The organism is Candidatus Pelagibacter sp. (assembly GCF_052049975.1).
Lineage (GTDB): Bacteria > Pseudomonadota > Alphaproteobacteria > Pelagibacterales > Pelagibacteraceae > Pelagibacter.
Genome location: NZ_JBNGYZ010000002.1, coordinates 444,365 through 458,473 on the forward strand (window position 1 = coordinate 444,365; position 14,109 = coordinate 458,473).

Annotated in this window: 16 protein-coding genes; 3 read left to right on the plus strand and 13 right to left on the minus strand. The window is 30.3% G+C overall.

The features are described from left to right. Positions 1 to 17 precede the first annotated feature (17 nt). From ACTT9U_RS06135 to ACTT9U_RS06170, 8 genes are all read right to left on the minus strand, one after another. Positions 18 to 1,121 (minus strand): mandelate racemase/muconate lactonizing enzyme family protein, encoded by a 1,104-nt coding sequence (locus ACTT9U_RS06135; protein ID WP_440932283.1) that lies wholly within the window; start codon positions 1,119 to 1,121, stop codon positions 18 to 20. After that, positions 1,118 to 2,338: a Coenzyme F420 hydrogenase/dehydrogenase, beta subunit C-terminal domain gene (locus tag ACTT9U_RS06140; RefSeq protein WP_440932284.1), complete on the minus strand. Its 1,221-nt coding sequence runs from the start codon at positions 2,336 to 2,338 to the stop codon at positions 1,118 to 1,120. The genes ACTT9U_RS06135 and ACTT9U_RS06140 overlap by 4 nt, the downstream gene beginning before the upstream one ends. Then, entirely contained in the window at positions 2,338 to 3,069 is a 732-nt protein-coding gene (locus tag ACTT9U_RS06145; RefSeq protein ID WP_014953485.1) for a class II aldolase/adducin family protein, read from the minus strand. The genes ACTT9U_RS06140 and ACTT9U_RS06145 overlap by 1 nt, the downstream gene beginning before the upstream one ends. Further along, a complete protein-coding gene (locus ACTT9U_RS06150) occupies positions 3,066 to 3,962 on the minus strand; it encodes an NAD(P)-dependent oxidoreductase (RefSeq protein WP_440932285.1) in 897 nt (298 codons plus the stop codon). Before ACTT9U_RS06150 ends, ACTT9U_RS06145 begins: the two co-directional genes overlap by 4 nt. Next, the gene (locus tag ACTT9U_RS06155) at positions 3,963 to 4,808 is read right to left on the minus strand and encodes a HalD/BesD family halogenase (protein ID WP_440932286.1); all 846 of its coding nucleotides are present in this window, start codon (positions 4,806 to 4,808) and stop codon (positions 3,963 to 3,965) included. It abuts the gene before it with no gap. A gap of 224 nt (positions 4,809 to 5,032) precedes the next feature. Beyond that, the gene (locus ACTT9U_RS06160) at positions 5,033 to 5,407 is read right to left on the minus strand and encodes a cytidyltransferase (RefSeq protein WP_440932287.1); all 375 of its coding nucleotides are present in this window, start codon (positions 5,405 to 5,407) and stop codon (positions 5,033 to 5,035) included. Continuing rightward, a complete protein-coding gene (locus tag ACTT9U_RS06165; protein WP_440932288.1) occupies positions 5,407 to 5,814 on the minus strand; it encodes an AAA family ATPase in 408 nt (135 codons plus the stop codon). The genes ACTT9U_RS06160 and ACTT9U_RS06165 overlap by 1 nt, the downstream gene beginning before the upstream one ends. Then, positions 5,811 to 7,004 carry an aromatic ring-hydroxylating oxygenase subunit alpha gene (locus tag ACTT9U_RS06170; RefSeq protein WP_440932289.1) on the minus strand — a complete coding sequence of 398 codons (1,194 nt, stop codon included), beginning with the start codon at positions 7,002 to 7,004 and terminating at the stop codon, positions 5,811 to 5,813. The genes ACTT9U_RS06165 and ACTT9U_RS06170 overlap by 4 nt, the downstream gene beginning before the upstream one ends. A gap of 64 nt (positions 7,005 to 7,068) precedes the next feature. Between ACTT9U_RS06170 and ACTT9U_RS06175 the strand changes: the two genes are divergently transcribed. From ACTT9U_RS06175 to ACTT9U_RS06185, 3 genes are all read left to right on the plus strand, one after another. Further along, positions 7,069 to 7,836, plus strand: coding sequence for a methylenetetrahydrofolate reductase (locus ACTT9U_RS06175; protein WP_440932290.1), 768 nt, complete (start codon positions 7,069 to 7,071; stop codon positions 7,834 to 7,836). Beyond that, a complete protein-coding gene (locus ACTT9U_RS06180; protein ID WP_440932291.1) occupies positions 7,829 to 9,187 on the plus strand; it encodes an aminomethyl transferase family protein in 1,359 nt (452 codons plus the stop codon). The genes ACTT9U_RS06175 and ACTT9U_RS06180 overlap by 8 nt, the downstream gene beginning before the upstream one ends. A gap of 149 nt (positions 9,188 to 9,336) precedes the next feature. Then, positions 9,337 to 9,882 (plus strand): hypothetical protein, encoded by a 546-nt coding sequence (locus ACTT9U_RS06185; RefSeq protein ID WP_440932292.1) that lies wholly within the window; start codon positions 9,337 to 9,339, stop codon positions 9,880 to 9,882. On the opposite strand, the gene ACTT9U_RS06190 is transcribed toward ACTT9U_RS06185, so the two are convergent. From ACTT9U_RS06190 to ACTT9U_RS06210, 5 genes are read right to left on the minus strand one after another with little or no spacing between them, the layout of a single operon-like run. Beyond that, positions 9,879 to 10,040, minus strand: coding sequence for a hypothetical protein (locus ACTT9U_RS06190; RefSeq protein ID WP_440932293.1), 162 nt, complete (start codon positions 10,038 to 10,040; stop codon positions 9,879 to 9,881). The genes ACTT9U_RS06185 and ACTT9U_RS06190 overlap by 4 nt on opposite strands. Then, positions 10,040 to 10,864, minus strand: coding sequence for a DUF4422 domain-containing protein (locus ACTT9U_RS06195; protein ID WP_440932294.1), 825 nt, complete (start codon positions 10,862 to 10,864; stop codon positions 10,040 to 10,042). Before ACTT9U_RS06195 ends, ACTT9U_RS06190 begins: the two co-directional genes overlap by 1 nt. After that, positions 10,857 to 11,465, minus strand: coding sequence for a DUF3726 domain-containing protein (locus ACTT9U_RS06200; protein ID WP_440932295.1), 609 nt, complete (start codon positions 11,463 to 11,465; stop codon positions 10,857 to 10,859). Before ACTT9U_RS06200 ends, ACTT9U_RS06195 begins: the two co-directional genes overlap by 8 nt. Positions 11,466 to 11,470: 5 nt before the next feature. Continuing rightward, complete coding sequence (locus tag ACTT9U_RS06205) at positions 11,471 to 13,132, minus strand: hypothetical protein (protein ID WP_440932296.1); 1,662 nt, start codon at positions 13,130 to 13,132, stop codon at positions 11,471 to 11,473. A 2-nt stretch (positions 13,133 to 13,134) separates the two neighbouring features. Further along, positions 13,135 to 14,106, minus strand: coding sequence for a membrane dipeptidase (locus tag ACTT9U_RS06210; protein ID WP_440932297.1), 972 nt, complete (start codon positions 14,104 to 14,106; stop codon positions 13,135 to 13,137). Positions 14,107 to 14,109 lie beyond the last annotated feature (3 nt).

Genomic DNA, 14,109 nt, shown 5'->3' on the forward strand with positions numbered 1-14,109 from the left:
AATTTCTTTCTTTAAAATTAATCAAGAATAACAGCAGGTTTTCCCAATATATCTAAGTCTGGCTCAACTCCTAAACCTATACCATCTGGAGCTGAAATTTTTCCTTTTTTTCTAGTAGGTCCATTTTTATCCAATCTTGGAGAAACATAACCAGATAGATCACAAACATTAAGTAATCTTGAAGGTTCGCAACTAGTGCCTAGATGTAATAATGCTGAGGTTGTTATGTCACTTCCCCATGTATCTTCAATACACATCTTAGTTCCAAAATAATTACAAAGTTCTCTTGCATATCTTACTTCGCTCACTCCACCAAATTTAGAGAGTTTTAATGCAGCTACATCCATAATTCCTTTTTCATGTCCTTCTAAAAGAGTTTTTGTATCATAAACTCCTTCATCTAATTTCATCGGAAGACCTGTTGCTTGTTTTACTGAAGCACACTCAGATAAGGTAACACAAGGTTGCTCTAACATAATATCTAAATGAGCTATTGCTCGACTTGTTCTTATTGCATCAAGTGGTGTTGCTCCACAATTCCAATCACCATAAACTAAATGCTGATCATCAATCACTTCTCTAACTTTAATTAATCTTTCAGTGTCAATTCTCCAATCATTATCAACACCAAGTTTAACTTGAAACTGAGTTATACCCTCCTTTTGTTTTTCCTTTGCAATTTTAACCATTTCATCTGGAGCAATACAAGTTATGGAATGGTATAAAGGCATGTCTTTTTGTTTTTGACCACCGAGTAATTTATATAAAGGTAAATTTGCAACTTTTGCTGTTATATCCCATAACGCAATATCCAAAGGTGATTTTGCATAAGGATGCCCTTGTAAATATTTATTTACCTTTGCCATCAACGCCTCTGGTCCAACTGGATCAGATCCTATAATTACTGGTGCTATCTCTGTTAATGCGGGTGTTATTCCTTTTGCATATGCTGGCAAATAATGGGGAATAGGACAGCATTCACCCCAGCCTTTAATACCACTATCAGTATCTATTGAGATAATTATACTCTCTACTTCATCACAAGTTTTATTACCAGCCATATAATATGTTTCGTGACTTTTCAGATTTATATTCCAAATTGATAATTTAGTTATTTTCATAATTTACCAACTCTCTTTGCAACACCTTCTTCTTGTTTTTTATTAAAATCATTATCATTTAATTTATACAATTCTTCAATTCTCAAATTTTTAGTGTTTATTGATGGTAAATTATTTTTTTTCATTCCTTGGTGTCTTGCATATACTGCTTGTTTTTTTGTGGTTTGGTGAGGTTGAAAATCTTTTATATCATCAATAGTAATTTGATCACCTTTCACAAGATATCCATTTTCAACAGCTTCATTAAAAATTTTAATTCCTTTTTTTGTTCGCATTACTGCAGCATTGAAACCTTCATCTTCTCCTTTTGGAGAACCACCCCTCCAAGTATCAAGTGCTGCTATATCTGCACTTTCACCAATTGCATCTGGACAAATTTTACATCTAAAAGGAACTTTCCAATTACTTTCATCTCCCCAGAATGAATTATAATCTTTATCAAACTCTTTTTGATCTTTAGTTTTTATATACATTCTACCTGGATTTCCAAAACCTCTATACCTAAACTCCTCAAGCTCTTGTTCTTTAACATTAAAACTATCAATAAATTCTTGTGACTTTGTTAATTCTTGAAAACCACCACAAACTAATGTGAAAATATATTTGCAATATTGATCAACTCGTCCATCAAATTTAGCAAGTAATCTTATCGCTCCTGCATCACAAGGTTTTCCAACAAATGCGAAAATTTGTTTTTTATCCAATGCTTTATGGAATTCACTCAAAGGTGATGATGGACCATATCTTGATCTACTTTCGCAATTTAATAAGTCATCTTTGGAGTAGCTGTATTTAACAACATTACGCATTGGGTTTTCCTTATCACCAGCTGTATGCATAATAAAATCAACTTTATTTTTTTCTAACAAATATAAAGATAATCCATTTAACAGCCCTCCTGTAGAACTTTGAAATCTAATTTTTGGATCGGTAGACCATGAATAATATAAACCAAAATAATTTCCCCAAACAATATCTTTATTTGATCCCTTATTTTCCTCTTGATCCTCTGGTCCTTCTACAATTACCCCTGGGCAAACTTGTTTAATGTTTTCTAATATTTTATTGCTAATTGGTTTTAATTCTTTAGGTTCTAAATTGCCTTTGTCACTCATTTCCATCTTAAGTGAATTGTTGCCTGCAATACTTTTGCAAAGCCCACAGCCAATACAAAGGCCATTATCTACAATGTCAGCTAAAGAATTTATTTGTGTCATTATTCTTTGTAAGATGGATCTTTAGCATCACACCTTCTTAGTAATGCTGGCCACTCATTTAATCCTGGTGAAAATAAATCATACTGTTTTTGAGATAATTTCCACATTTCCTCAGTAGCTCTCTCAAGAGGCAAACCTGAACTTGTTGCCTGAATAGCAACTTCACACATTCTAATTGCATAATACATATTCATAAAAGCTTCACCAGCTGTAGCACCAACAGTCAATAATCCATGGTTCTTCATGATTAAAACTTTGTTATCTCCCATGTTTTCTGCAATTCTAACTCTTTCATCTTTATTTATCGATAAGCCTTCCCATTCATGATAACCAACTTTTCCATAAAGCATTGAACTATCTTGAACTAAATGAGGAATACCATCTTTAAGAGCTGTAGCAGCTAATGCTGAAGGTGGATGTGCATGAAATACAAATTTTGCATTAGGATGATTTAGATGAATTGCACTATGAATAATAAATCCTGCAGTATTTGCTTTTTCTGGTCCTTCTAAAACTTTTCCATGTTCATCAACTTTAATTAAGTTTGATGCTTTAACTTCTTCATACAACAAACCCATCTCATGCATAAAAAATGTGTGGTCTGTTCCGGGAGCCCTAGCAGTAATATGGTTCCAAACCGTATCATCCCAACCCATCATATTGGTTAATCTAAACATGGCAGCAAGATCTACTCTTACTTTCCAGTCTGCTTCACTAATATTATTTTTCATCTTCCCTCCTTTGAAAAAGTTAATTTGTTATTTTGTTCTAAAATTTTGATCACTTTTAAGTGATTAGAATTGGGACCAAATTTTTTAAGTGCGTTTTTATAAATTTTTGAAGTTAAATTCATTATTGGTAAATTTAATTTTTCTAATTTAATTATTTCATTAGCTAGATTTAAGTCCTTCATTGATAAGCCTAAAAAAAATGAGGGGTCATAATCACCATTAACCATATTTGGCCCATACCTTGTTGATGTATAGCCACCACTTGCACTTTTATCTATAATTTCTAACATTGTTTTTGCTTTAATCCCTGACTTTACACCTAGCATTAGAGACTCCGATAATGATAAATAATTTAGATAACATAAACTAACTTGTGATATTTTAGCTGCATATCCGGCGCCTGGTTTACTAAGATAATAAATATTTTTTCCCAAAATATTTAAAATAAATCTAATTTTCTTGTAAATTTTTTTTGATCCACCAACAAATATAGATAAATCACCTGATTTTGCTTTCACATTTCCACCAGAAATTGGAGCATCTACAAAATATTGTAGTTTCTTTCCTAGTTTACTTTTTAAAAAATTAAAACAACTCAAGGAATTAGTTGAACAATCTATCCAAATTTTTTTGTTATTAATAGTTTCAATTATTTTATCTTTTCCTATTGAGATTGATTTAATTTGTTTTGGTCCTGGCACACAGCTTATAATTATATCTGAAAAGTTAATGATCTCTTCGAGAGATGTTGACACTTTTCCTTTTAAAGATTTAAATCTTTTTAAAGAATTTTTATTAACATCATAACCAAGTAATTGAATTTTTTTGGACTTATTTAAATTTAAGGCCATTGGCATCCCCATATTGCCTAGACCTATGAAACCTATTTTCATTTAATCAATCAATCCGTCAACTTTAGTATTATTTCTTTCAAAATGAATAGGTAAAGCTTTTCCATAAACTTGTTTTGAATGCTCCGGTTTATTGACTCTATAAGGATCTTTGACATATGTGGGTAAAGCAATATATCTAGAAGTTTTACCCTCAATTTTAGTTACGCGATGCATAGAAAATCTACCTTTGAAAATTTGTAGATCGCCTGGTTTTAGATCTAAAGATATTACAGTTTTTCTATCTCCTCTTAAAACTTTTGTAACCTCATCAAAGTTTTCATTATTTTCGTTTCTAAGATCTGGAGAATATTCAAATAATCCACCTTTGTCTGCTTTCTGAATTAAAATACTTAAAGTAAATTCATTTCCATCAAAGTGCCATGGAAAATAATGATCTTCATGCATTACGCTATAAGGATTTTTGCCTAACGGATCTGCCCATTTATATAATGGATAAACTCCTAAACTATCAGAGACAAATTTTAACATTTCATCAGACTCATATAATGTATCTAAGTCAGAGTTCGTTTCTAAGTCATCTGAATTTAAGTAGCCGCTTTCTCTAAAAGTAAATATTCTTTTTGGATGATCTTTGGATAATTCAGGATCATCTTTGGTAAAATATGGATTATGACTATCTTTGGTCCAATGTATCTTTTTTAAATTTCTCTCCACTTCTTCTTTCATTTTAAAGAGAGATTGCGTTTTAATGAAATTTGGTAAAACACAACAGCCATCTTGATCTAAAAGCTTTTTATTTTTTTCAATTAACTTTTTGTATTCATCTGAATTAGTTTGGTTTATTGGGTATTCGTTTAAGTTTATAATATTTTCTAAATTTTTCATAAATCTCCTTTGTTAATAAAAATAGTTAGTATTAAAGAAAATTTATTTTTCTAAACTTGTGGGCTTACAAAAATTGATATGAGTGTTGCAATTTATCTTTTTTAGCAACAAATTAAAAAGTCTTGAGGTTAATTTAGCACTGAGTCCAACTCTAGTAAGTCTAGTATGATGTGAAGCTAATGTTAGATTCATTAAAAAATTCTATTAAATTTTATTGTAAAAAGCTACTTTAATTTACCCTCTTCTCTCATCTTAGCTCTAATCTTGGTAGCTGAAATTTTTTGAATTTCTTCAGATAAAACTATCTCTTCAATTTTGTAACCAACACCTCTTCCATAACAAATATTTGTAATATTTGGTACTAACATGATTTTAAATCTACCCTCAAACTCAGGATTAAGTCTTTCCTCTATATTTTTTTTAACTGTTTCAAAATCAAAAGGATTATCATCAACCCCTTGTACATCTCTAATTTGAATACAAACTTGTCCAGTTTTTTTAATTATTTCTTTAAATAAAGTGTAATGGCCATCATGAAAAGGTTGCCATCTTCCTAACATTTGTGCGGTTGGTTTTTTATTATCCCATTCGTAAGCCATTATTTTATCTCCTTTAATATTTTTGGTGCCCAGTTTTTAGCATCTTGTGTTGTTACATGAAAGTCAAACTTGTCAGGTTTCACAAACATTTTATTTGTATCGTCAAATCTACCTTCTTTTATTGTATCTACCCAAATAACAAAATCAGCTGGAAATAATTTTCTTGCTTCAGGTGTTGGGCAAATAAAATCTGCAACTACATTATTCCCATCTTCTTTCATCTTTAGAGCAAAGTCAGCCATTCTTTTTGATTGTCTTTTTCTTCCTTCCTCTGAAAAATCCCAATCATTAGCTTCTTTTCTAACTTCATCAGCATTAAGTCTCTTTGCATTAAGCAATGGTGCTAATTCATTTGATAAAGTTGTTTTTCCTGATCCTGGAAGACCCATGATTAAAATTATTTTCATAGTAAATTAGTTGCAACCCACTTATGAAATTGATGTGTTGGTTGATCCATAACTGGAGAAAAATTTCCACCATTGTATACTGGTGAATTTCTACCCTCTTGCATTCCTTCTATAGCTTTTATGTCTTCTATCATCACATCTTTCCAAAATCTGGAATTTTCTTTTCTTAATTCTTTAAGTTCTTCACCGTTAGCACTTTCATTTCCAATATAATACATTTGCATATGTTCACGGGTTTTATCCATTGCTAAAGGCTCTAACCAATAAACGTAAAAATGATCAATATGTAAACCTATCATAACATTAGGGAATAACGCTATATATTCAGAATTCTTAAGTTTTGTTTTATCCCAATTAGGAAAAGTTTCAAATTTTTTATTTCCTTTTACAGGTTGTTCATATTTTTTACTTCCTTGACCTGCAAATCTATTTGGCAAACCTTGAATGTGATAATGATCATTAATATTTGAGACTTTATTTAATTCAGGATGAATTGTTGGTAAATGATAACTTTCACAGTAATTTTCTATTGCAAACTTCCAATTACAATTTACGTCTAAATTAAAATAGCCATAATCATTAGAATGAACGATTAATTTTTGATCATCTTTATTGATAAAGCTAGACCATCTATCTTCGAGAGGTTTAATATAATCATCAAATTCTATTTCATTAGAATTGATATTTACAAAAATTATATCCATCCAAACTTTAGATTTTACCTCTTTTAAATTACTTTTATTTTTATCAAATTTTTCTGATTGGTGATTATTAAGACCACCAATATGCGGAGTTGCAATTAAGTTTCCTTTAAAATCATAAGACCAAGAATGATAAGGGCACCTGATCACATTTTTTAAAGTACATGGTTTATCAATAAGCTTAAATCCTCTATGGCTACATACATTATGAAATACTTTTATTCCCCTATCTTTGTCTCTTACCAAAATTAAAGGGATTCCAAGCAGATTATATGGTCTAGCATCTCCTGGGTTTGGAATTGAGCTTGCGACACCTATTACAATCCATTTATTACAAAAAATTTTTTCTCTTTCGTAATCCAAATAATCAGCATTTGTGTAACATTCATTAGGGAGGCCATTTGCATTTTCAATTGGCATATCTACATTTTTAAGCTTATCTATTTCCAAAATTCCTGAAAGGGTTGAATTTGTGAATTTCTGAGACATAGAAAAAATTACCATGGGTTAAATTTTTAGCAATAAATTTCCTAAGAGTAAGAAATGAATTTCTTTGACAGAGATTTTCAAAAAAGATACGAGTCAGGGAAGAATGAATTTTTCTTTAGAAATTGGTCCCCATACGGACCTTGGTACTCTTCCTGATGTAAAGGATGTTTACGTAACACTATTGCCTGGAGGAGACTATAAAGAGACAGCAAAAAAATCGGGAGATTTAGTTAAAAAAGGTTTTAACCCAGTTCCACATGTTCCAGCTCGTTCAATAAACAACGATGAAGAGCTAAAGGATTATATGAATATGTGTAAAGATTTAGGAGTAAAACAAGCTTTAGTGATTGGTGGAAGTAGAGAACCAATTGGAAAATTTGATAGTTCATTTCAAATTCTCGAAACAGGATATTTAGAAGGAATTAAAATTGGAATAGCAGGACACCCTGAGGGAAGCCCTGATATTTCTGACCAAGATTTAGAAAAAGCAATGATAGATAAGAAGCCTTATGCTGATTATATAGTTACTCAGTGGCTATTAGAAAGTCAGCCTATTATTGATTTCATTTCTAAACAAAGTGTACCAGTGCATGTTGGAATTACTGGGCCCATGAAAATTTCAAGCTTAATTAAGTTTGCAAATATCGTTGGTGCGAAAAATTCCATTAACTTTCTTAAATCTAATTTTAGTAAGGCGTTAGATTTATTAAAACCTAAAGACCCTAATGATTTAATTGGGAAGGTTAAATCGCATACTGATAACTTCCACATTTATACATTCGGCGGCTTGAAGGAAACAAACAAGTGGTTGAAGGAGAACAAATATGTCTAAAGAGTTCGATTACGACAAAGTAAGGCATGTAACGTCAGTAGATCAGTCTGACAGAAAGGTACCATACAACTTAAGACAAAGTGGTCCTACTAAAGTAGAAATGTTAATATCAACGAGAGTAAGAAAGTCTCCATATTGGCATTTATCAATGAAAGCAGGTTGTTGGAGAGCAACTGTTTACAATCGTATCTATCACCCAAGAGGATATGTAAAACCAGAAGATGGTGGTGCAATGGTGGAGTATGATGCAATTGTAAATCACGTAACAATGTGGAACGTAGCTGTAGAAAGACAAATTCAAGTCAAGGGTCCAGATGCAGAAAAATTTGTTGATTACGTTATTACAAGAGATGCAACTAAGATCTCACCTATGAGAGCTAGATATGTGATTCTATGTAATGCTTATGGAGGAGTTCTTAATGATCCAATTCTTTTAAGAATTTCTGAAGATGAGTTTTGGTTCAGTTTATCTGATAGTGATATTGGAATGTACCTGCAAGGAGTAAATGCAGATGGAAGATTTAATGTCGATATAAATGAAATCGATGTTAGTCCAGTTCAAATCCAAGGTCCAAAATCAAAAGCATTAATGAAAGATCTTTGTGGAGATCAAGTTGATTTTGATGACATGCCATTCTATGGTTTAGCTTCTGCTAAAATTGGAGGAAGAGATGTTATTATTTCTCAATCTGGTTTTTCTGGAGAAGCAGGATATGAAATTTACCTAAGAGACTCTACTTTATATGCTGAGGATATGTGGAATGCTGTTCTTGATAAAGGTAAAGCACATAACTTAATGGTTATTGCACCAGCTCACCATAGAAGAATTCAAGCTGGAATTCTTTCATGGGGTCAAGATTTAGATCAACAGCACAATCCATTTCAATGTAACCTAGGTTACCAAGTTTCATTATCTGGAAAAGGTGAATGGAAAAAGAAAGGTGATTATGTTGGAAAAGCTGCTCTTGAAAAAATGGGAGCTGATCTTAAAGCAGGAAAAAAACCATACAAACTTCAGTTAGTTGGTCTTGAGTTAGGTGGAAAACCTATTGAAGAATACGCTCCTGATTTTTGGTTAATATCAAATGAAGATGGTGGCGACCCAGTTGGTTTTGTTACTTCTCCTTGGTATCACCCTGAGAAAAAACAAAATATTGCAATGGGATATGTGCCTTTTGATGGAACATTAAATGCTAATGGTTTTCCAAAAGGTAAATTAGGTACAAAGTATAAAATACATTTGCCTGATCAATATGCAGACAACCCAGGTCAACCTGTGGATGCTGTAGTTGTTGATATTCCATTTAAAGAATCTTACAACGCAAATACAAGAGAAGTTGTAAAAGGTTAATTTTTATTTTTAGGGGGCAAATACATTGCCCCCTTTAAATTATGTCAAAAACTTTCCTAATCGCTGTTTGCATTATTATTGCGATTGCTTTAATAATATTTCCACTAATTGTTTCATATAAAGAGCAAAAAGATAAAAAAAAATAAAATATGTTTGGTGAATTTTTAAATATAATCTTCAAATCTATAAAATTAGATAAATCACTTTATAAAGATAATAAAAATTTTGGTGAGGCTGCTATCTATTTTGCTGGTCTTATCATGATTTTAGATGGTGTGGCTGGAGCAGTTGCGGCTAACACTGTTGTTAAAACTGCTATAGGTGTCTCAGGTTTAACTGCAATTATAACATGGTTTGTATGGGCAGTATTGATTTATGTAATTGGTGTGAAATTGTTTCCAGATAAAGATACTAAAATATCCTTTAAAAAGGTATTAACAGCTGTTGGCTTTGCTCATGCTCCTGGATTGATCAGATTTTTTGCAGTTACTCCGGAATTGATGATACCAATAATTTTCCTTACTCAATTTTGGATATTTGCTGGATTAATCATTTCTACCAAACAAATATTAAATCTTAAATCAAATATGAAATCTTTTGGTATTGTATTTTTATCTTTTCTTATAATTGTATTCTTGTCAATTTCATTTGTAATGAGCAGGATGGATGCAATGCCAATCAATCAAATAAGTTAAAGAGGAAATATAGTTTTCGACAATCTACAGGATTTGCATAACTTAAATCCTGTTAATATCAAATTTTGCAAAACACTTTCATCTTCTTTTTTGCACTCTTCACATTCTTTATTCTCAAATTCATTACTTATTTCTTTATTTGTATCTTTATCTCTCATTAATATTTCTTACCTATTAAGGATAATTTATTTTTTTCAAAATGACACATGCATATTGGATTGGTTGTAAAGTCGGTAAAATTTTTAAACCAAAAATCTGAAAATCTTTCGTTAAGATATTGAAAAAATCTTGGTTTATTTACCAAAGTTAAATTTGATACAGGATCTATAATACTTTCACATTTTTCATACCAATCAAAAGAAATTGAAAAAAAATTATCTAATATTTTTGGAGTAGAAATATACATTCCATGCGCACTAAGAATGTTAGTATGACTTATATGAGTATCAAATTTTATAGCTAAATCGTTAGGTAACTCTGAAAGAATTTTCTCGTATATACTTTCCGCACCATTGCCTAAACTTTGGAACATTTGTTTTTTAATATTAACTTCACTTTCAAAAAAGTTTAAATTTTTTAACTTTTCAATAAATTTTTTTTTAAATATGAATGGTGTAGTCAAAATACTTTCATAATCATCCCATTTTTTTTCACTTTCTTTCAATATTAAATTTTCTAAATCCTCAAATGAATAATTTTTATTTGTAAAATTGTTATTTACCCAATGTCTTCGATACTGTGAAAAAGATATTAACATTTTTTCATTGAGTAAATTTTTTATTTCATTTTTCCAAATTAAGTAATGCGCAGTAAGATCAGCGTAACTTAAAAATTTATGATTAATATTATCTTTGTTATGTAAACTGATCCAGTTTCCACCAATATCTTTTCCGCTACAAGAAATTAATTTTAAGTGAGAAAAATTATTTAAATAATCAACTCTCTTATGAGAAGTACAAAAAAATATTATCTTTTTAGTCATTGTCAGTCAATCCAGCACCAGCACTACTTTGTTTTAAACTGTCAGTTTCTTCAACAAAAGTTTCTTCGCTTAGGCTGTAAAGGTTTTTCCAATCACTTTCGGAAAAATTATCTCGATTTTCTAAAAAATTTATTTCTATGTTTTGTGCATCTTTAATTTCATTTAGTAAATCGCAATTAGAATAAATACTTAAATTCAGATTTAAAATGAATCTCATTTGATTAAATTTTAACTCTATTTTTTTTCCAATAATCTCAGAACTTCTACTGAGAAATGGTAAAATGAGTAATGGATAACCTGCCTTATTAAAAGTTATTTTGTTATGTTTAATAGTTTCTGCTTGATCTAAAAAGTTTATTCCAATTGAAATAGGACAAAATAATTTGTCGTTTGTATTATTCATGTCTGATAATAATTTTAAATTTTGAAAATTATTTTGTTTTTTCTCTAAAAGATAAATACTTAGTGTTTTAATTCCTGAGAAACCAAACGTTTCGAGCAGCCTGATATTCTTACCAATTTCCTCTGCTTCACCCCAGCTGAAACCAGCTGCTCTGCTAGCTCTTTTAGATACAGTTTCAATTTCACTTAGAGATCTCATCTAAATTATATTTCAGTTTTATATACCCACTGTTCATCATAATTTTTCAAATTATTTGGCAGAGGCGCTCCTTGAAACATACAAATTCTGAGCCATTTATCTGATCTTGGATCAAATTTTAATGCTCCAAAAAAAGATAATTTTAATCTTAACATATCAATCGGCATGATTGATTTAGATATAGTATTATCTTGAATTTCAGAATAAGGAAATTTTTCAATTATAAAAACACGTCTTACTACATGTCTCAATTGATTATTATCTGATAAAAACTCAGCTACAGATATATTTTTTTCTAAACTCTCTAGTTTTTCATGCAATCTTTTAATATCCCTTGCTATAGCCAAAGGTTGTTCCAAATCAGATCCATGTTCTTCAAATCTATCAGCAAGCCTAGGTTCCTCTTTGTTTTTTGATATAAACCAGAAATTTTGATTATTTTCTCTATTGTTAAAGTCAATTTTTAAAATTTCTGAATATCTATTTTTTAAAATTCTGATCATATCATCGGTTGTTCTTTTAGTTGGGATATTAAAATATTTTTCTTCTTCTGAGCTCATTTTTTGGATCAAGGGATCTACTATTTCACCATATGGCTCAAGCATAATTGAGACTACATACTCTGTAGCTTCTTCACATGTGTTTTCTTCAACCCAATTATAAATTTCATTAAATAAATAATCTTTATTTTTATCTAATTTTATTTCAAAAAATTTAATAAATTTTTGAATATCTTCCAAAAGAGACTTAATTTTTTGAATTTGATATTCACTGTCTGAATTCCAACTTGTTATATTCTTTAAAGAGCTTTTCAAACAACCTAAAAATAATAAATAATCTTTCTCTTTTACATTTTTTATTTCTCTTATCTTTTTCAGAGCTGTCTCTCTCATTAGAATCCAATTATTTAGTAATGTTGGATGATTTACAATAAATGGTGCCATGCCCAAACCAGTCGAATTACCTATTCCTAAATTTTTACAAATTTTTTCATCAAGAGTAATTGCCTTTTTCGGATTTCTACATTTTGCAATATGATTAACTTGATCAAATGTAAATTGTCTTACCAAATAAACCAACATCATTTCTAATCTGAAAGGTCCATTAATCTCTTCCCTGTTTTTAATTCTAAATCTATCTGCTAATCCAAATTTACCTGAGCCATATACTGCTGTTGTTCTATATAAATAGCCAACTTTAGATAATAGATCCAAATCAGGCTGTAGACCTTCACTCAATCTTTCTATGACATGATTAAATACTCTGACAGATTTATTTGCCCTAGATAAAGTTAATTCTTTGTAGGACATTCGTCCTACCTCCTGTTTTGGCACTTCATTCTTTAGTCTTTCAATATCTTTTTTGGTAGGAATACCATCATGAAGAGTAAAAGCTGCATCCCATTTTGTTGCAATTACTCGATCAGATCTTTCGCTATCATCAATTTTATTTGCAAAACATATTAAAGAATAAACTCTTTTATTTTTTCTAAAAGAATATACCGCTGTTCCAAAACCATCATTGTCAATTTCAAATAAATCTCTGTTATATTCCCAATCTTTAAATTCTTTTAAAAAACTTCTTAAAAATGAAAGCTTTGATTGGTGAAATGAGCCTAACCTAGATAGTTTCATAACTTTATTAGGATCTCTAAGTTGAATATTCATAATTAAATCTTTTTATAAAAATTGTACCAATTATTTCCTAAAATTCCGTTAACATCTTCTTCAGAAAAACCAATTTTTTTTAATCCATTTTCAATGTTGTCAAAACCTCTAGCATCTTTAAACCAATTTGGTTGCTCAGGGAAACCAGGTTTATTCTTTGAGCCTTCACCGTAGTTTTTAGTTTTTGTCCATGTTCCATTTCTCATCCACTCAACAACTTTATCTGGTTGGTTAAGACAAAGATCAGATCCTATTCCAATATTTTTTACATCCATTATTTCTGCAGTTTTTGCAACCATTTCGCAAAAACTTTCTAGTGTGCATTTACTATTATTATGCAAATGGTGAGGATATAAAGAAAGACCCAACATACCATTGCTATCGTTTAATACTTTTAAAAGATCATTAGATTTATTTCTTTTTGCTGGATGCCAAAAAGATGGATTGGCATGTGTAATCGCTATTGGTTTTTCACTAAACTCAATTGCATCTAAACTACTTTTTTCTGCCGAGTGTGACATGTCAATTACAATTCCCACTCTATTCATCTCTCTAATTACTTCTCTCCCAAAGTTTGTTACACCACTATCATTTCTTTCATAACATCCTGTTGCTAGTAAGGATTGGTTATTATATGTAAGTTGCATAAATCTACATCCAAGTTGATGTACTTTCTCAACTAGAGAAATATCATCTTCAATCGGTGAACAATTTTGAAATCCAAAAAATACTGCAGTTTTATTTAATTTTTTTGCTTTCTCTATATCTGTCGAATTATTAGCTAAAAAAATTAAATCAGAATTATTTTCAGCTAATTTTTGCCATTTCTTAATTTCTAATAATAATTCATCATAGTCCTCGTGATAAACTATTGTTACATGTACAGCATCTAACTTTGCTTCTCTATTGATCTGAAAAATTTCTCTAGACCAATTACAATATTGCAGATTATCAATTCTATAATTATTGCTCATGAT

Bases quoted from the DNA above. Each gene is read 5' to 3' on its own strand.
- ACTT9U_RS06135 (WP_440932283.1), bottom strand. From the start codon at position 1,121: ATGAAAATAACTAAATTATCAATTTGGAATATAAATCTGAAAAGTCAC.
- ACTT9U_RS06140 (WP_440932284.1), bottom strand. From the start codon at position 2,338: ATGACACAAATAAATTCTTTAGCTGACATTGTAGATAATGGCCTTTGT.
- ACTT9U_RS06145 (WP_014953485.1), bottom strand. From the start codon at position 3,069: ATGAAAAATAATATTAGTGAAGCAGACTGGAAAGTAAGAGTAGATCTT.
- ACTT9U_RS06150 (WP_440932285.1), bottom strand. From the start codon at position 3,962: ATGAAAATAGGTTTCATAGGTCTAGGCAATATGGGGATGCCAATGGCC.
- ACTT9U_RS06155 (WP_440932286.1), bottom strand. From the start codon at position 4,808: ATGAAAAATTTAGAAAATATTATAAACTTAAACGAATACCCAATAAAC.
- ACTT9U_RS06160 (WP_440932287.1), bottom strand. From the start codon at position 5,407: ATGGCTTACGAATGGGATAATAAAAAACCAACCGCACAAATGTTAGGA.
- ACTT9U_RS06165 (WP_440932288.1), bottom strand. From the start codon at position 5,814: ATGAAAATAATTTTAATCATGGGTCTTCCAGGATCAGGAAAAACAACT.
- ACTT9U_RS06170 (WP_440932289.1), bottom strand. From the start codon at position 7,004: ATGTCTCAGAAATTCACAAATTCAACCCTTTCAGGAATTTTGGAAATA.
- ACTT9U_RS06180 (WP_440932291.1), top strand. From the start codon at position 7,829: ATGTCTAAAGAGTTCGATTACGACAAAGTAAGGCATGTAACGTCAGTA.
- ACTT9U_RS06185 (WP_440932292.1), top strand. From the start codon at position 9,337: ATGTTTGGTGAATTTTTAAATATAATCTTCAAATCTATAAAATTAGAT.
- ACTT9U_RS06190 (WP_440932293.1), bottom strand. From the start codon at position 10,040: ATGAGAGATAAAGATACAAATAAAGAAATAAGTAATGAATTTGAGAAT.
- ACTT9U_RS06195 (WP_440932294.1), bottom strand. From the start codon at position 10,864: ATGACTAAAAAGATAATATTTTTTTGTACTTCTCATAAGAGAGTTGAT.
- ACTT9U_RS06200 (WP_440932295.1), bottom strand. From the start codon at position 11,465: ATGAGATCTCTAAGTGAAATTGAAACTGTATCTAAAAGAGCTAGCAGA.
- ACTT9U_RS06205 (WP_440932296.1), bottom strand. From the start codon at position 13,132: ATGAATATTCAACTTAGAGATCCTAATAAAGTTATGAAACTATCTAGG.
- ACTT9U_RS06210 (WP_440932297.1), bottom strand. From the start codon at position 14,106: ATGAGCAATAATTATAGAATTGATAATCTGCAATATTGTAATTGGTCT.